This window comes from Dysgonomonas sp. Shenzhen-Wh21, assembly GCF_043392705.1.
Taxonomy (GTDB): Bacteria; Bacteroidota; Bacteroidia; order Bacteroidales; family Dysgonomonadaceae; genus Dysgonomonas.
Genome location: NZ_JAIXHZ010000167.1, coordinates 1 through 16,991, shown reverse-complemented (window position 1 = coordinate 16,991; position 16,991 = coordinate 1). Strand labels below are relative to the sequence as shown.

18 protein-coding genes are annotated in these 16,991 nt (G+C 34.7%); 7 read left to right on the top strand and 11 right to left on the bottom strand.

The features are described from left to right. Positions 1–885 (top strand): helix-turn-helix domain-containing protein (locus LDB17_RS12290; protein WP_393925045.1); only part of this gene is annotated, 885 nt, incomplete at its 5' end. Between the two features lie 324 nt (positions 886–1,209). Here the strand turns inward: LDB17_RS12290 and LDB17_RS12285 are convergent. From LDB17_RS12285 to LDB17_RS12270, 4 genes are all read right to left on the bottom strand, one after another. Beyond that, the gene (locus tag LDB17_RS12285; protein ID WP_252636562.1) at positions 1,210–2,118 is read right to left on the bottom strand and encodes a DMT family transporter; all 909 of its coding nucleotides are present in this window, start codon (positions 2,116–2,118) and stop codon (positions 1,210–1,212) included. A gap of 91 nt (positions 2,119–2,209) precedes the next feature. Further along, complete coding sequence (locus LDB17_RS12280; protein WP_252636563.1) at positions 2,210–4,726, bottom strand: outer membrane beta-barrel family protein; 2,517 nt, start codon at positions 4,724–4,726, stop codon at positions 2,210–2,212. A 236-nt stretch (positions 4,727–4,962) separates the two neighbouring features. Further along, positions 4,963–5,316: a hypothetical protein gene (locus LDB17_RS12275; protein ID WP_252636564.1), complete on the bottom strand. Its 354-nt coding sequence runs from the start codon at positions 5,314–5,316 to the stop codon at positions 4,963–4,965. A 12-nt stretch (positions 5,317–5,328) separates the two neighbouring features. Continuing rightward, complete coding sequence (locus LDB17_RS12270) at positions 5,329–5,766, bottom strand: DUF6249 domain-containing protein (protein ID WP_135103953.1); 438 nt, start codon at positions 5,764–5,766, stop codon at positions 5,329–5,331. A gap of 99 nt (positions 5,767–5,865) precedes the next feature. On the opposite strand from LDB17_RS12270, the gene LDB17_RS12265 reads away from it, so the two are divergent. After that, entirely contained in the window at positions 5,866–6,477 is a 612-nt protein-coding gene (locus LDB17_RS12265) for an RNA polymerase sigma factor (protein WP_006842585.1), read from the top strand. Further along, complete coding sequence (locus tag LDB17_RS12260; protein ID WP_252636565.1) at positions 6,474–6,854, top strand: hypothetical protein; 381 nt, start codon at positions 6,474–6,476, stop codon at positions 6,852–6,854. The genes LDB17_RS12265 and LDB17_RS12260 overlap by 4 nt, the downstream gene beginning before the upstream one ends. Positions 6,855–6,891: 37 nt before the next feature. On the opposite strand, the gene LDB17_RS12255 is transcribed toward LDB17_RS12260, so the two are convergent. After that, complete coding sequence (locus LDB17_RS12255) at positions 6,892–7,434, bottom strand: DUF4924 family protein (protein ID WP_252636566.1); 543 nt, start codon at positions 7,432–7,434, stop codon at positions 6,892–6,894. A gap of 369 nt (positions 7,435–7,803) precedes the next feature. Between LDB17_RS12255 and LDB17_RS12250 the strand changes: the two genes are divergently transcribed. Further along, a complete protein-coding gene (locus tag LDB17_RS12250) occupies positions 7,804–8,616 on the top strand; it encodes an MBL fold metallo-hydrolase (protein ID WP_252636567.1) in 813 nt (270 codons plus the stop codon). 76 nt (positions 8,617–8,692) lie between these two features. On the opposite strand, the gene LDB17_RS12245 is transcribed toward LDB17_RS12250, so the two are convergent. Further along, positions 8,693–9,415, bottom strand: a complete 723-nt coding sequence (locus LDB17_RS12245; RefSeq protein WP_252636568.1) for a pirin family protein — start codon at positions 9,413–9,415, stop codon at positions 8,693–8,695. Between the two features lie 491 nt (positions 9,416–9,906). On the opposite strand from LDB17_RS12245, the gene LDB17_RS12240 reads away from it, so the two are divergent. Together LDB17_RS12240 and LDB17_RS12235 are read left to right on the top strand one after the other, a co-directional pair. Continuing rightward, positions 9,907–10,671: a hypothetical protein gene (locus tag LDB17_RS12240; RefSeq protein ID WP_252636569.1), complete on the top strand. Its 765-nt coding sequence runs from the start codon at positions 9,907–9,909 to the stop codon at positions 10,669–10,671. Positions 10,672–10,759: 88 nt separating this feature from the next. After that, positions 10,760–11,347: a DUF1287 domain-containing protein gene (locus LDB17_RS12235; RefSeq protein ID WP_252636570.1), complete on the top strand. Its 588-nt coding sequence runs from the start codon at positions 10,760–10,762 to the stop codon at positions 11,345–11,347. Between the two features lie 86 nt (positions 11,348–11,433). Here LDB17_RS12235 and LDB17_RS12230 read toward each other — a convergent pair whose 3' ends face one another. The 4 genes from LDB17_RS12230 to LDB17_RS12215 all read right to left on the bottom strand — a co-directional run bounded on the left by LDB17_RS12230 (position 11,434) and on the right by LDB17_RS12215 (position 15,083). Beyond that, a complete protein-coding gene (locus LDB17_RS12230) occupies positions 11,434–12,399 on the bottom strand; it encodes a helix-turn-helix domain-containing protein (protein ID WP_252636571.1) in 966 nt (321 codons plus the stop codon). Positions 12,400–12,841: 442 nt separating this feature from the next. After that, on the bottom strand, positions 12,842–13,792 hold the full coding sequence (locus LDB17_RS12225; protein ID WP_252636572.1) for a tetratricopeptide repeat protein: 951 nt from the start codon (positions 13,790–13,792) through the stop codon (positions 12,842–12,844). Between the two features lie 344 nt (positions 13,793–14,136). Further along, positions 14,137–14,706 carry an RNA polymerase sigma factor gene (locus LDB17_RS12220; RefSeq protein WP_252636573.1) on the bottom strand — a complete coding sequence of 190 codons (570 nt, stop codon included), beginning with the start codon at positions 14,704–14,706 and terminating at the stop codon, positions 14,137–14,139. After that, positions 14,703–15,083: a hypothetical protein gene (locus LDB17_RS12215; RefSeq protein ID WP_252636574.1), complete on the bottom strand. Its 381-nt coding sequence runs from the start codon at positions 15,081–15,083 to the stop codon at positions 14,703–14,705. Before LDB17_RS12215 ends, LDB17_RS12220 begins: the two co-directional genes overlap by 4 nt. A gap of 312 nt (positions 15,084–15,395) precedes the next feature. Between LDB17_RS12215 and LDB17_RS12210 the strand changes: the two genes are divergently transcribed. After that, positions 15,396–16,334, top strand: a complete 939-nt coding sequence (locus LDB17_RS12210) for a hypothetical protein (RefSeq protein WP_252636575.1) — start codon at positions 15,396–15,398, stop codon at positions 16,332–16,334. A gap of 16 nt (positions 16,335–16,350) precedes the next feature. On the opposite strand, the gene LDB17_RS12205 is transcribed toward LDB17_RS12210, so the two are convergent. Continuing rightward, on the bottom strand, positions 16,351–16,991 hold a 641-nt coding region (locus LDB17_RS12205; protein WP_393925043.1), incomplete at its 5' end, for a dioxygenase.

Sequence of the window (16,991 nt, the reverse complement as noted above, 5' to 3'; positions counted from 1 at the left end):
GTATACATCATAATATCCGGTATGGAGTTATTATACAAACAGGAGCATCTCACTTGCTACAATTATGAAAAAGGTAACCGGCCAACAATTGAGAAAATATCTTTATTAGATGGACAATCTTGGAATATATTTTCAGTTGAAAACAAAGTTATATTTATCATAGAAGGGTCTTTATCTTTTTCTTTGGATGAGCTAAACAATCAGACCATCTCTGAAAAAAAAATGGTAATGATACCGGCAGGATGTCATCTCAATAGCAAAGCAGATAGAGATACCACATTAATTATCATAAGGTTGCATAACACTAAAATGTTATGCGATTGCTTCTCTTTAGATTTATTACTAAAAGAAAAAAATGAAGAATTTGAACCCGGGTTACACTATCTGACTATAAATGAAAGAGTAGACTCATATCTCACATTCTTAAACACGTGCATGTCAGAAGGCTTAAAGTGTACATATTATTTTGCACTGAAAGCAAAAGAATTTTACTTTTTACTAAGAGCATATTATACAAAAAAAGATTTACTGGCATTCTTTTTCCCTCTCATTAGCCACGATCTTTCTTTCTCCGAGTTTGTCCTTAAAAACCATCACAAGGCAAAAACAGTACAAGAGTTAGCCGACATGATGCACTATAGTCTTTCAGGATTTCAAAAACGTTTCAAAAAAGTATTTGGAGTGCCTGCTTATCACTGGATGAAAGAAGAGCGATCAAAATCAATTTTTTATCAAATAAACAGTACTGATAAGTCCTTTAAGGAAATAAGTGACGAGTACGGATTCTCGTCCCCCTCACATTTTAATGACTTCTGCAAAACCAATTTCGGCAATACTCCGGGCAAAATTCGCCAACAAAAAGCGACTATGAACCCTAGTCATTAAGAAAAGGCACGAATTCTGAAAAAGCAGGCAGATATCTGTAATAAACAACCCTTCCAATCTTCATATCTTCGTAGCGTAAATATATGAGGAGTATATTTATAATTCTAAACCTGACTAGATTTAGAATTTAACTCTATTATTGTGTAGTTTTGTAAAGTTTGTGTTAAGGTTGGAAAGTCTGCGAAGTGAATTTGCGGGCTTTTTGCATTTTATAAAAGATCTCAATGTAGTTAGAATGCAAGAAGGCTCTTCCCAAAAATTTTCGATAAGAACCTTTTTATATAATAAAATTTATGCTTATTTCAGAAATAAAGGACGATAGGGTCAAAACCCACTTCGTTGCTCTGCCAAATCAATCCTTTTGCGCTCTTTCATCACAGTATACATTTGAAGTAATACGGAAAGAATGATTAACAGCAAACCTGTATAAAATGAAAAGTTTAACTCTTTAGCCTCTCCAAAAATAATCATAGCCAATACAATACTATATATAGGCTCTAAGTTATAGCTGAGATTAAGAGTAAAAGCAGATATGCTCTTCAATGCTTGTATTTGCAACATATACAGACCGATTGTACAAACCATTGAGAATATTAATAAATAGATTAAATCTGTATTACTCGGAAAAAAAGACATGACAGGAAATAATTGCAAATAAAAAGGAAGTATAATACTTAAACTAAGGAAACCTCCAATCATTTCATAAAACAAAGTAACATCCCATGAATAATTAGTATTTGTTGCAACTCTTTTATTGGCAATCACAAAACTTGCTGCCAAAGCGGACGAAATAGCCCCACAGATTATACCTGTTCTGTAACGAGTATCGAAATGAAAAATCAGCGCAATCCCCAAGAGAGCAATAATGCTAAAAGACAATTCTCTGAGAGAGATTCGCCGACGGCTCACTGCAGGTTCTAAAACAGCCGTAAAAAAGCCTGTCATCGAGAAACAGACTACACCGATAGAAACATTCGAATATTTAATACTCGCATAGAAAAACAGCCAATGCAGTGTTAATAATAGCCCGACAAAACCAATCTTATAGACATCTTTCATCGGCAATCGGACAAACCTTTTTGTCACCGATAGCATTATTAATAGTAACACTGAGGTAATCAATAAGCGGTACCAAACGAGCATACCTTCGTTCAGGGTTATAAGCTTGCCGAATATACCCGTAAATCCGGCAATTAGAATAGATAAGTGCAACTTAACAAATGCTTGTTTCATCGTTGAGAAATATTCTGCAAAGATACCCTTTTAATCAAAAAAAGCCCCAAAGATCCATTCTCTTTGGGGCATATATTATTAATTAAGCCGTTTAGTTTTGACCTCCAGCACTACCTCCACTTTGTTCTCCTTGTCCTCCAGACATAACATCATCATTCTTGATCCCACGTTTTGCTTTTTGTATTTGAGATTTCATCTCTCCAAAACGGAAAGATACAGAGATTCCAAAATTTTGAATTTTATTAGACATGATTGTTTCTGAATAAAACGCTTGATTATTCATTGTACTTCTGAAATCATGAATGCGTTTAAATGGATTCTGAGCATAAGCAGATATATTCAATTTGTCATTATTAAAGCCTTTGCTTACATTAAATCGGTGAAAGAAAAACGAAGAGTTTTCACTTTGTAAATTTATATATGGAGAGAAATAGCCTACATTAACAAAAGCTTTCCACGATTTAGGAAGTGAATATTGCGCACCTCCAAAGACATTCGCGGATACTCCATCTTTCTTTAATCCTGAGCCATTATTTGCTTTTATATCCACATACCGTGCCCCCATATTAGAAAATATACTCAGTTGTTCCAGCCATTTATATTTATCTCCACCCATTTTAGGAGTCCATCGCAGGTTTAAAGATAAACCAATATCTTTTCTTTTTCCTATATTTTCGTAGGTAGAGGTCACTACTTTATTTTGCTCTGTCGTAATTTGTTCTATTCCATTATTCTCGAAGCTATAAGCCAAATTCACATTCAAAGTCAGATTACGGTTGAAAAGCCCATAGTTGGTACTTATCGTATGATTTTTCACAGCATCTAATGCCGGATTCCCCTTTTGTATATTATTCGGGTCGGAAGTATTCTCATAAGGATTTAATTGCCATATACCCGGACGTGATATACGCATATTGTACCCAAAACGCAAGTTTTGCATTGGATTTATCTGATATGTAACGGTTGCAGAGGGTACTATGTTAGAATAGTCGACTTTAAAATCTTGAGCTCTATCCTTTGGGAATTCAGCATTCAACCATGTTGCTTCATAACGCAATCCGGCTTTGAAACCCCAAACATTCCTGAACTTGGCATTGTAACCGCCATACGCAGCCAATATATCTTGTGTATGCCTAAATCTATCAGTCGAACGTTCTATGGCGACCCAATTACCTGTAGTATTCAGACTATCTAAACCACTATTGCTATTATTTATACGGATAATATACTTTACTCCTGTTTCGACACTATGAGATAGGATATCAGACTTATTCAAAGGAGTTACAAAATCTACCTGAAAGGTATGTTCTTTCATATCTGCATCAGAATACTGCTTGTTAGTATAAATATGCTTAGGCAACTCTCCAAATAGTTCAGTAATATCCGAATTTGATTCCGAATCGTTAGGGTTCATACTGAATTTATAAGAAGCTGTCAGCAATTGTTCTTTTTTATGGAAAGTGCGCTGATAATCTACATTCAGATCTGTACCGCCATACGTTTGTTTCATATAGCCTCTTTGATCATATCTATATTGGCTATCCTCATTTATTCCGAGCCCCTCATTTAAGATATTACTTCTGGATTTATAATTACCTTCGAACCTATTGAATCCGATATTAATAAGATTTAAGGTATCTATTTCATAACTTAACTCTCCTGAACCAAACTGTCCGAGTCCGTTATTCTTTGAAGGGCCTACTCCTGTAAGATATTTCGGATTATTGCTTAAGTTATATTCTCTAAAAGAAGAAGAGGTTCCTTCCGGACGTTTCCATTCGTAATAGTTATAATTCCCGGTGAAGCCAACTTTGCCATATTTCATGGTCCAATAAGCACCTAAACCATATCCACCTTGCGAGTCTACCCTGCCATTCAATGTGGCAGTATATCCACCCATAGAAGTATTGGTTATAATGTTGATAATACCTGCTACACCCTCAGCATCATATTTTGCTCCGGGATCGGTAATCACCTGTATATCTTTCACCGTATTGGCAGGCATGCTGCGAAGAACTTCCTTCGGATTGTTAGAAATCATGTTAGAAGGTTTTCCGTTCAGATATATTTTAAAATTAGTAGATCCTTTCAGCTGTACATTATCTTCGCCATCAACGGTTACCATCGGAACTTTCTTCAACATTTCCAATAGGTTATTCGTCGTTGATTCAGGATCACTCTCCATACTATATACAATTTTATCGAGATCAACTTTTACCAGTGGCTTCTGTGCCGAAACAACAACCTCCGACAAGGCATTTTCATTGTCACTCATATATATTGTACCTAGGTCTACTATCTTTGCGTCACCTACAACAACAGGCTTAACAAGGGTCTTTTTACCGATATATTCTACCGTGAGCAGATACTCTCCCTTTTTATTCATCGAAAACTGAAAGTTTCCATTATCATCGGCTGCTACAGCCTTTAACGGGCTTCTCGGATTTGCCTTACCTAACAATTTAACTGTCGCGTAGGGAACTGTTTCATTTGTTAATGAGTCTGTTACTACACCTTTAATCTGGACATTTATTAGTGGGCTGGATTGAGAGAATGCTAATGATGAAATTAGCAATGATAGAAAAGTTAATAAAATGCGGACATTCATAAGTTTAGTATAATTATAAATATATTTCGTTTTTTTAGTTGTTTTTCAGCTGACTAAGATATACATAGATTTAATCCGTTTGACTGAGATATGCTTACTAGTCGCCATAATTATACATTTATCACTAAAGCAATAAATATTTTATCATTTTTAACAGAAAGACACTTTTTTCACAAAAAAAAGACACCAGGCTCTGCTTACCTGATGTCTTTTACCAACTCATCTACAGATAAATTTTATTTACTAAATGGAATATCCTTTATCGACATCACCTTACCATAGATTTCTACATAGCGAACATTTACTGTATCTAAATACATCTCTATCCTATTGTTCTGCCTATTTCTTTTTAATTTCAGGTCTACGTGTAGAATATCATCGTCATGACGAGAAGCACTCCAGCCCGAAACCGTATAGATTGGATTTTTAGAGTTAAAGTACAAGGTATCTCCTGTTACATTTCGGCATATATTAATATCATTTGCCGAGCTACGAACAAACCACCCTTGATTACGCCCAATGAGCCAACCGCCTATAACTACGGCCACAATAATTAGAGTAAACAGAATTGAATGTAATTCTTTGTTCATATACGAAACCAATTATTCGACCTCTTTGTCCTGTTCTTTCTTAGAATCTTTCCTCTCTATAAAGTAAGCAATAACAAGCCCTATACCACCAAATATGGCAGCGCATGCCGGATATAAAATAGATATAGTATTGCGAAACTCATAGAAAGCTCTTTCGTCCGCACTTGGAGGAGCCACAGCCAACAAGTCTATAACAGCGACGATAGCAACCCCTAACCCAACACCTACTAATAAGAGCCCAACACGAATAGCCCATGAAGTTACATAGTTGTTTACATTGCTTTTATTCGGAGACATATCCAATTGCCCTTTTAGTAAATTCGGGTCTATCCCTTCTGAAATTTTTTCGATAAAAGCTAAGCGCTCCCTACGACGAGCAAACAACTCAAACAAGCGGTAGATTGCATATGCTATTGTAGCCACAATAACCATTGCCATAATTTGATCCATAATTTTCTATTTTTATTAATTAAACATTTTTGTTTCATCCGTTTGCTCATTTTGACGCAAGCATTTTTAAAAGGTTACAACAAAATAAAAAATATTTTTTTGAAAAGATTTTACATTACATTTGTAACCTATCAAATATTCTTGCGTCATACGGGTATGGCTGAATTTGATGATATCTATTTTATACGCCGAATAAAGGACGGACATACCGATGCTTTTGTACACATTGTACGTCGATATGAGAGAATGGTATTTACCATTGTCAATAAAATAGTTTCTCGTCGGGTAGAAGCCGAAGATATTGTTCAGGAGATATTTATAAAGGTATTTCAGTCATTAAAACAGTTTCGTGAAGAATCGAACTTTGCAACATGGTTGTACAGAATCGCATACAACACAACTATATCAGAATTACGAAAGCGTAAACATGAATTTACGGCTATTGACGATAATTTCTCAAATATCCCTGATGACGAAATATCAGAAACACTGGATGAGATTACAACTGAGGATAAGTTACAGCTTTTGGATACAGTACTAAAAAAATTGCCCCCGGACGATGCTTTACTGATCAGTATGTTCTATATAAACGACCAAAGCGTAAAAAATATAAGCATCATCACAGGAAATAGTGAAGCAAATGTAAAAGTAAAGTTGTACAGAATCAGAAAAATTATAAACTTTGAAATAAATAAGCTCATACAATCATGAATACAGAAAATGCAGATAGGCTAAAGAGTTTATTTCAGGAAATAAAACTAGACGAACCATCGACAGACTTCGAAAGTCGGTTGATGCAACGAGTACATATTGTTGCGGCAAAACAAAATCGGAAGAGAAGCATTATTTCAATTCTTTCTATTACGTTCGGCATTATAGGAATGCTTGGAATACCGGCACTCATCTTTTGGCTTTTGGGATTACCTCTCAAGGAAGACATTCAGAGTATGGGGTCAAATATCACATTCAATGTCCCATCAGTAGGATTTAATCCTTTCGTGGTATCTGTAGCTTGTGTCGGAGTACTACTCCTTATAAGTGACTCGGTGATCCGCAGACGAATCAAAGAGAAGAAGCACAAAGATTAACAGAAGCTTACGGTAGAATTTAAATATAAGCAAACTATCAAATATCTAACTTCCCTACTTTATACTCCTTATATTTAAGAGAGAGCAACCTCAAGAATGAGCTTATCTGAGATAACGCAGATTGAGTTTCTCCTGAAATATCTTTCTTTTGCAAGCGCATTAACAAAAAACCATATAGAGCAGCAAGGCAGGTTTCGAGTTCGGGAGTATTTTTATCTTGCGTCTTGGAACGTAATTCAACAATAAAAGGCAAGGTTTTATAATAGGCTTCAGTATATTCAGTTTCTTGCGGCAACTTCAGCAGTCTGTTGTGTAGTTCGGTCAATTCCGATATTACATTCTTATTTATAATCAGATGCCCTTTTTCCACCACGTCTTCTCTCCTCATCATGTCAATAAGGTTTTCGTACCATTCCCTTATTTCATTTTTCACATTTTGAGGCTGTTCGAACCCTGATATTATTTGCTTATCAATTATATCTATGTTTAATTTGTTGGCTCTTATAATATCCTCTATCTGCCACATATACAAGAGATATTCGGCGATATTTTCTTCTTTTAGTTTTTTAGCTATCAGCATAGTATATTTTAAGAATAAATGATAAACAATAATCGATTATGCTTTGTTTATATACAAAACAGAGTACAAAAGTAGTATTTTTTTATATATAAAGTTTAAGATGGATTTATACGCTATTATATAAACTTAATCTATCTCCACATAAATAAAACAAATACAAAGTATTCTGAACAAACATGTTGTCTTTGATGTTCTAATGTAAAACAGGTATGATTTACTTTTTTCATAGTGTGTTAGATAGATTGTTTAGTTGATTTTTTACCTGTTTTATCATAGTATATGTTAGTTTTATATTAGTGTTAAGAGGGGAAGGGATGATTGTGATAATCATCTCTTCTTTTTTGTATATTAGCTGAATATTTAGAAAAAATGGTTGACATAAAAATAATAGAAAGCGGCTATATCCTGGCAGATGGAGGCGCCATGTTTGGAGCTATACCGAAGCGTGCCTGGCAAAGGAAATACACAAGCAATGCCGACAACTTGTGTACATTAGCTATGCGATGTGCACTCGTCATATCCGAAGACAGGGTCATATTAATAGATACGGGTATGGGAGATAAGCATACCGAGAGAATGTCTTACTACCAACCACACTCTCTGATTAACATTGAAGAAGAAATAAAGAAATATGGCTTCTCGAGTGAAGATGTCACCGATGTGATATTGACCCACTTGCATTTCGACCATTGCGGATATGCAACTAAAAGGGATAAAAACGACAAAATAATCCCTTCTTTCGCTAAAGCTACTTATTGGTTAAGCCGCAAACAATGGGACAATTATTTAACCCCCAACATACTGGAAACAGATTCCATCTTAGCTGAGAATATACAGCCGATACACGATGCCGCGCTCTTACGCTTTGTTGACCAAGGCATGCAGATATCTAAAGAGGTAAGTGTGAGATTGTTTGACGGACATAGTATAGGGCAGTTAGTTGTATATATCAAGACAGATACGGGTATATATACATTCCCCGGGGATCTGATACCGACAAGTGCTCATGTCCCGTTAGAATGGATTTCAGCTTACGACATTAATGCATTAAAATCGGCCGAAGAGAAACAGCGATTTCTCGTTGAAGCAGAAAAAGAAAACTATACCCTTATTTATTGCCACGATGTAAAGGTAAAGACAAGTAAAGTAAAACGTCTGAATGATAATTATAAAGCCTACTGACTTTTATTATAAAAAAAGGATCTCAAAGCTCGACTTTGAGATCCTTTTACTAATGTATATAATTCAACCTCTTCTATTAAAATACCATCGGCACATCTATCAGCAGTATGCGTGCATTGTCAGATTCTGCAGTGATATTTATACCATCTGTATCCCATACTCCAAGTGCATCTCTGTGATATAGTTTTTGCCCTTCGACAGAAAACTCTCCTTCAACAACCATAGCAAATACGCCGTTCCCTTTTTTCTTCACCTGATAGTTTGTATTGACACCTTTATCGAAAGTACCCATATTAAACCAAGCATCCTGATGTATCCAAAGTGCCGTATTTGAAGGATCACTCTTCGGTCCAACAATTTGGATGAATTGATTTTTATTATCTATAAAATCAAATTCACGTTGGTCGTAACGAGGTTCTACATTCTTTTGAGATGGAAAAACCCATATTTGGAAAAGACTTACCGGTTTGTACTCATTAGCATTGTATTCACTATGTGTTATACCCGATCCGGCACTCATTACCTGCACTTCTCCGGCCTTTATCACTTCTGTATGTCCCATGCTATCCTTGTGTTCCAAATCACCATACAAGGGAATAGTAATTATTTCCATATTGTCGTGAGGATGAGTCCCAAAGCCTTCTCCTCCGGCAATTATATCGTCGTTTATAACCCTTAATGCGCCAAAATGTATACGGTTGGGATCATAGTAGTTTGCAAAACTGAATGTATGGTGTGTGTTCAACCATCCATGGTTTGCTGATCCTCTTGAAGATGCTCTAATTAATGTTGTTTTCATAAAACTACCCTTTCTGTTATATCTGATGAGTAACTATTTATAATATAAAGTATATCATAGCAATACACCTTATTTTTATATTACAAAGATAAGCACTATCCATCTATTATCAAAATAAGATAAATCATACATATATATAAATATATTTATACAACATTGCAATACATAGACCAGAAAGGCAATGCAATAGAACAAGGATTTATATAAATTTATTTATGCTAATTTTATCTTATTATATAAATAACAAAAAAGAGTATGGGTAAATAAAAATGAGTAAAAGTGACAGCACAAAAACAGATAAAAACTGTTACTTTTACATACGCTTCACTCCTGTGACCGTTGGTTGTCACCTTTTTGCAGGGAAACATTTACTAGATGAGCTATAAAGCATAAATCTATCAGCTATTTACAACTTCTTTTTACAAAAAAGATATGTTTCTTTCACAATTATTTATTAACTTTACTGTTGTAGTAATTAAAAACAAGAAATCATGAAAAATCTAGTCTTTATACTACTTTTACTCGTCTCAGTTACCTCTTATTCCCAAACTGAGATTCCTAAAGATAGCTTTCCTCCTCTAAAAAAAGGATCTTTCAAGTTTGATGAAAGGTTAGAGAATTACTTGAACTTGGATGTATCGGGCAACAATAAATCATCTGTAACCAAATATGATTTGTATAAACCTTTAGAAAAAGGATATGATGCAACTATAGACTTAGTACTTCCTCCGCTTGATGTATATCTCGGACCTCCTGTAGAAAGCAATACGATTACACGGTATCCTTTTGCCAATGATTATAGCTATTATTCCGGAATGAATCTGAATGACGAAGCTTGGCTCAATTCATCTTCTATACAGAATACATATCCATCCATAGGCGCAATAAGGTCTGTAAGTATGTACTTTAACTATCAACCAACAGATTGGCTGGTAATTTCGGCTGGTCCTTACGCCTCAAAATATGCACTATATGGAGGAAACTACAACGATGTGGGTGCAGGAGGAAATATGAAATTCATCTTAAGCGACAGAATAAGAATAAATGCCCGCGGACAATATTCCGTGAGAGGAAAACATAACGGAGTAGAAGGACCGATGATGGGTATGTATCCTCAAACATATTACGGAGGCACGCTAGAGGTCAAAATCACTGAAAAATTTGGAATCGAAGGCGGTGTAATCCGTGAGCTTAATCCATTCAACGGAAAATGGGTGAACAGGCCATACTTTGCGCCGGTATTCTACAAGAAATAAACTCTCTGGATGTATATAGTCAGTAATGAAAATACATTTATCTTATTTGTATATTTTAGTATCTTTATCACAAATCCCGAAATAAAGAATGAGACTTAGCCTAACAATACTCTTTACATTCATTATATCCGTCTTTATTTCTGCTCAGGAAAGCGATTTCTATAAAAGGTTATCAAATGCAGCTATAGAGCTGACTAAGGATAAAGTTGTTTATGATCCCCGCTATTACACAATCCCTTATCCGAATGGAGATGTGCCGGCAAACAAAGGTGTCTGTACTGATGTGATAATAAGAGCATATCGCAAACTAGGTATAGACTTGCAGAAAAAGATACATGAAGATATGAAAGCCAACTTTAGCAAGTACCCTAAGAAGTGGGGTATGAAATCAACGGATAATAATATCGATCATCGAAGAGTACCTAATCAAGCCACTTTTTTTAGTAGGTTTGGCTCTGTAAAGAAAATTTCAGATAAAGCAGAGGACTATATTGTCGGAGATATTGTTACATGGGATCTAGGCGGAGGAATTACACATATAGGCATAGTCACAGACCGCATGTCTGCGGATAAGAAACGGCCGCTAATAGTGCATAATATAGGACAAGGACAAGTCTTACAAGATTGCTTATTCAGCTATAAAGTGACAGGACATTATACATACAGAAGCAAATAAATATAATATTCGCCTTCGCAAAAAACTCAGTGCACTTAAATATAACATAACTAGATATTGAGAATTATCTTATTATATTTAAAAAATCAGTCGATAAATATATCACGTAGAATCTTTCTCTGATTATTAAAAAATTCTGTTCTGTATAAATCTCCACTTTTAGAGATCAATGTAGAATAGCGTTTCAAAGATTCAATCCATTTCTTGTTAGCTTGACATATTTCAGGAGTAAACGATCTCACTACGTTAATAGAAAATACACGTATCGTAGACAATTCGAATTCAGGACACTGCATATAACTATAAGTGGTATCAAAATCGATATTGGATATATAAAAGTTAAATTCAAAGTCATCCATCCAAACTCCTGATATAGACATCGACTCCAATCTCTCCAACATACACAACAACTCGTTCTTAATCTCTTCTATATCCTCATTGTTCAACAAATTAAGTTTATAAAAGTATTTTACTGTATTCAGAAATGAAGACAAAACATTTTGAGATAGGATAGACGTTGTATGACAAGAAGAGTTAGATTCTGAAATATACTTTTTATTCAGGTCGATAACTCTCTGAGGCAAGTAGAACTCAGAAAACGGAACAGTAGGCTTGGAAGTCTGAAGCTGATATACCCATTTGTATAAATAGAACTTAGCTATTTTTTCATGAGAAAGGTAAAATGAAAAAGGCAACTCATTATTAGCTCCTTGTACCTGAGAACTAGGGTACACTTTCATTCTACTAAAAATATCTGTATAAAAAATCAAGGAATTACAATATTGCTCAAAAAACGATTCTTCTTGAATCATATCTATACTAAACAATGCTGTAGCATCGTTCTTTCCCAAAACATCATCTATTGAGATATTTAACGCTTTAGATATTACAGAAAGCTCCTCTAAGTCAAAAGACACATCCCCTCTTATCCTACGATAAACAGCTTCACGCCCGATAGAAAGCAAATCCATTAAGTAGGTTGCAACCTTTATCTGAGGAGGAAGGGCTTCTTTGATAGATATAATTAACTTACTGTTTAATTCGTTTTTCATGATATTTATGTTGTAGAGAGAAAAGGTTAGAAATTAATCTTGATTATTAATAATATTAAAGCCTTAATTATATTGAATATTCATCATATAAAAACAAGAGAATAATATGTTTAGTTTTACAAAACTACATAAATATGTAAAAGTAGATCTAGAAACAATTACAAGGAATCCTAATTGTATTTTTATCACATTTTCCAGAGCACAAAAACACGGTAGAAAAGTATAACTTCTTGCCTCACTCATAGGGTTACAAAAAGAGGAACATACATCAAAAACATATTGAAATATGCATATCATAATGCAAAACTCTACAACAAATCCGCATAAAAAAGAGCAACAAATAGATTTTCCCTATTTGTTGCTATACGTTTTATATATTATTTAAAGAGATTAGTTATTATTACCCCCCCTTCTGAAAAGAAGACTATATCAAATAGTCATATCATCTTTTTCGAGCCAATGTTTTTAATTTCCTTATAGACTCCTTGGTCTTAATTCGTGCTTTATACAAATCATGCCTATCCAAATCCAGAACTTTTTCATAATCAGCGATAGCTTCATCATATTCATTTTTTCGCTCATAAATTGCAGCTCGCTTATAATACAGGCGTATATTCTCAGGATCGAGAATAAGTCCTTTATTACAATCGTCTAAAGCTTTATCAAATTCCTGACGGAGTATATATATTTCGGCTCGATTGGTATATGCATTTATATTTGCAGTGTCTATTTCCAATACTCTCGAATAGTCGCTTAATGCTTTGCTGGTATCTTTCATAGACAAATATATATTTCCTCTATTATTATAGATATCTGCAACATTTTTTGGTTCTTCTTTTATCGCCCGATTGTAGTCTTCAAGTGCTTTTTCACATTCTCCACCTACTTCATAGATTATACCTCTATTGTAATATGCATCGGCATAATTATTATTTAGTCTGATAGCCTGCGTATAATCCCTCATGGCAAGGCTATCATCTCCTATAGATTGGTAAATACTTCCTCGATTATAATACCCGGTAGCATCAGTAGTATCAAGCCCTATGGCGATATCGGTACATTCTATTGCCTTTTTATAATTCTTGATATTAAAATATTCATTGCTCAGATAAAAATTTGCTTCTATCAGCAACTTATTTTTTTTTCGAGGAGTTATCAAATCCTCATCGGCTTCTATATTCTCTAGTATTGTCTTCAATGCATTAATTCTTTCGGCCGGTGTATCTAAGCTATCTGCAACCCGTCCCATCTGATGCTTAAAAGAGACAATATGTTTATCTTGCCTGATATCTTTATCAAACAATCTACACGAGCCAAAAACCAAAGGGAATACAATAAGAATCAGAAAGTATAACTTACTGTGTGTTTGTGAAATTTTCTTTGTCTTGCGCATAAATTGTATTGATATATATGTTGGCAAAGGTATAAAAAAAACGGATACTTAAACTCAATTGATTTATATAAAAAAGAAGCACTTATCTGTCTCAGTTAAGTGCTTCATGGTAGTGTTTAAATAAAAAAGTGATATTATAATTATTTCTAGAAATAATAATGTTATACTTCTTATTATTAATAACGCATAAAGGATAAAGAAGTTACTCTTTTAACATAAAATATGATATTATTCTCCTTTATAACCTGTATAAAAAACAAAAAAAGATTAAAAGCGATCCACTCTTAGTCTTTTTAGAAGATGAAATTATTAAAATATTCTACAAAGGAACACTCAAACAGTCTTCACCCCTCTAACAACTCTTTATATAAATCACCTAGCCTCTCTCGCAAATGAAGTACGGCATAACGTTTGCGAGAAATTAGTGTATTTACACTTACTCCAGTAGCTTCTGATATTTCCTTAAAGGAAAAGCCATCAAGCTCAGTCAACTCAAATGCCTCCCGTTGTTCAATCGGAAGTTCGGACAAAGCAGCGTCTAATTCTTCCCAAACCAAAGCCCGCAAATATGTAGTCTCGGGAGATGCATCTTTATCAAACATAAGGCTAGAGACCTCCGCCAAGAATGTATCTTCATCATCTTTAGCTGTCACATAAGGCATATCCACCTCCTTATGCTTGCGGCTACGGTCTATGATCTGATTATTGGCCACAGAATACAACCACGCAGACATTTGCTCAATTGGTCTTTCTATCATATCTATTTTTGATAATTGATAAAAAACATTCTGCAAAATATCTTCCCTATCCTCCTTCGAAAAGACTCGTTTAGCTATATAATTTTTCAGCTGCACGCGATACTTATAGAAAATATCGGTAACATTCTGTTGTCCTTTAGCTAAATCGTTCGTCATTCTTTATTGTCGTTGGCCATATCTGATTCAAAACCTCTTCTTTCACATCTTTCTCTCATGTGCTTCCGAATATATTCGCGTCGCTCACTAAGAGGCATATCTTTCATTTTTGCTCTTAATGCATGCCAATAGTAGAAATCTTCATTCCGCTTATCATGGCGAGGATGTCTTCCTAATTTACCAAAACGTCCAAATCCGCCCAACAGTAACCTCGACAGTATCATAAGCCCGGCCGCCTGCCAATAATTGATACCCGTCCACCCTATTATTGAAGGTATCAGAGCATTCCACAGAAGCATTACAACAGCTATGGATACCGCAAAAACAGCAATAAATATAAAAAAGTACGCGATCTTTTTTCTTTTAAAATTTTTCATATTGTTTATCCTTTTATTTCTCAAACTCTTACTTTATCACACTTAAATACAAATGAAGTATACTAATCGTTGCCATCAGTAACGAAGCAACTATAATTGCTATAGGGACAGCCGTTTTACTTATATCTTTCTTTTCCATTATTTATTCTATCTCAAAAATATCTCTATTATTTATGACGAATGAGGCAATAAAATATTTTAGAAAGATTTTTATTAAATACAAAAAAAACTAAATCTAATTCACTTACAACAAACATCAAGCCGAATATTCTATCGAATATATTTACTTTTATGCTCTTTAAATCATAAAGAATGAGAAAAACATTACTGATAGCCGTCTTGGCTTTACTGAGTTACTCAATATTTGCACAAAAGAATAAAAAGCAAGAAATAGATATTCTCCCATACGACAGCACTAGAAACTTTCTTGGAAAAGATGTTCTACAGTACACAGGACAAGAATTATTTCTTAAAGGCCTTGATAAATCTTCACAAAAATATGGGTACAGTGAATTTATCCTCAAGTATAAAAAGGATGACGACATACTAAACGACGAAAAGAACATCTATAAGCCGAATGATAATTACAATTCTCGCTATGAAGATCTGGCAGGAAAATATTTCCTGATTTTAGAAGTTTTGAATCACCCGAAAGCAAAATCAAACAGACAGGATTATGCAGATGATTATTATCTGAAACTTCAGGAAAAATCGAGTAGAGACGTATTGCTTTATAAATACAATGTCGATTCCGAATATACATTTCCATTTATCGTTACAGGATTTTTCCTAAAACAGAAAGCAATACAAACGGGAAAAGAATATGTTCTATCCGACGACATCCTGAAAATGTCACGTAATCTTTCTACCGGAAAAGCGCTATCGTTTACAACCGGTCAAACATGGAAATGTACCGACCTGACAATAGATAACACAAACAATGAATTATCTCTGATATTAGAAAGCAAAGGTGGAGTAAAAACCGCAATCCCCTACTCTCTTTTGAATAACAACGAAGGTATAAAAAAAGTATACACTGCTACTGAAGCTAGCGAGTTGACAAAGAAATATAATGTAAACAATTTCCGCCGTATATTGCAAAACAAAATCAGGGTTGGTATGACCAAAGATATGACTCGCCTGGCATGGGGTGAACCTACAGAAGTCATAAAAAATGGCAATGTAGAACAATGGCTTTATCCGGCAGGACTATTAAACTTCAGAGGCGATAAAATAGTAAGTATAAAATAGTGGATTTTCTTCTACCTTAAGATATAATCAAAGACGTCATACTCAAAGATCCGGCTATAACCTTATCATTAAAAAATCGGACTTCCTCTCCTTTCTGTTGCAAGGCTAAGATATAGAGTAGCGGAATATAATGCTCCGGGGTAGGAATAGCTAGTCGTGCAGAATCGTGCAGATGACTAAAGTCAATCAAAGCATTGTGATTCTCTTCTTGGATTTTATTTTTGAAAATATTATTCAGTTCAAACGCCCAATCATAACCATATTCCGTATTGAAGTCTCCATTTTCTACTTTCACCATCCTGAGATTATGGATCATATTGCCACTACCGATTACCAAAACACCTTTAGAACGCAGAAAAAACAGTTCCCGAGCCAGTTCATAGTGATACTCTGGTCCTTTAAAGTGGTCTATACTAAGTTGTACAACAGGTATATCAGCCAAAGGATAGATATGCTTCAACACACTCCAGCTACCATGATCTAAGCCCCATTCGTAATCAAGTTCTACTGCTTTTACATGATCTTTCACGATAGCTGACAAGTCTTCTGAACCGGGCGCAGCATAGCGCTGATTATATAATTCTCTTGGAAAACCGTAGAAATCATGAATTGTTTTAGGCATATCCATTGCTGTCACAAATGTCCCCCTTGTTTCCC

Excerpts from the sequence above, each read along its gene's own strand:
- LDB17_RS12210 (WP_252636575.1), top strand. The coding sequence starts at position 15,396 with ATGAGAAAAACATTACTGATAGCCGTCTTGGCTTTACTGAGTTACTCA.
- LDB17_RS12285 (WP_252636562.1), bottom strand. The coding sequence starts at position 2,118 with ATGAAACAAGCATTTGTTAAGTTGCACTTATCTATTCTAATTGCCGGA.
- LDB17_RS12280 (WP_252636563.1), bottom strand. The coding sequence starts at position 4,726 with ATGAATGTCCGCATTTTATTAACTTTTCTATCATTGCTAATTTCATCA.
- LDB17_RS12250 (WP_252636567.1), top strand. The coding sequence starts at position 7,804 with ATGGTTGACATAAAAATAATAGAAAGCGGCTATATCCTGGCAGATGGA.
- LDB17_RS12270 (WP_135103953.1), bottom strand. The coding sequence starts at position 5,766 with ATGGATCAAATTATGGCAATGGTTATTGTGGCTACAATAGCATATGCA.
- LDB17_RS12225 (WP_252636572.1), bottom strand. The coding sequence starts at position 13,792 with ATGCGCAAGACAAAGAAAATTTCACAAACACACAGTAAGTTATACTTT.
- LDB17_RS12235 (WP_252636570.1), top strand. The coding sequence starts at position 10,760 with ATGAGACTTAGCCTAACAATACTCTTTACATTCATTATATCCGTCTTT.
- LDB17_RS12220 (WP_252636573.1), bottom strand. The coding sequence starts at position 14,706 with ATGACGAACGATTTAGCTAAAGGACAACAGAATGTTACCGATATTTTC.
- LDB17_RS12240 (WP_252636569.1), top strand. The coding sequence starts at position 9,907 with ATGAAAAATCTAGTCTTTATACTACTTTTACTCGTCTCAGTTACCTCT.
- LDB17_RS12255 (WP_252636566.1), bottom strand. The coding sequence starts at position 7,434 with ATGCTGATAGCTAAAAAACTAAAAGAAGAAAATATCGCCGAATATCTC.
- LDB17_RS12245 (WP_252636568.1), bottom strand. The coding sequence starts at position 9,415 with ATGAAAACAACATTAATTAGAGCATCTTCAAGAGGATCAGCAAACCAT.
- LDB17_RS12215 (WP_252636574.1), bottom strand. The coding sequence starts at position 15,083 with ATGAAAAATTTTAAAAGAAAAAAGATCGCGTACTTTTTTATATTTATT.
- LDB17_RS12260 (WP_252636565.1), top strand. The coding sequence starts at position 6,474 with ATGAATACAGAAAATGCAGATAGGCTAAAGAGTTTATTTCAGGAAATA.
- LDB17_RS12275 (WP_252636564.1), bottom strand. The coding sequence starts at position 5,316 with ATGAACAAAGAATTACATTCAATTCTGTTTACTCTAATTATTGTGGCC.
- LDB17_RS12230 (WP_252636571.1), bottom strand. The coding sequence starts at position 12,399 with ATGAAAAACGAATTAAACAGTAAGTTAATTATATCTATCAAAGAAGCC.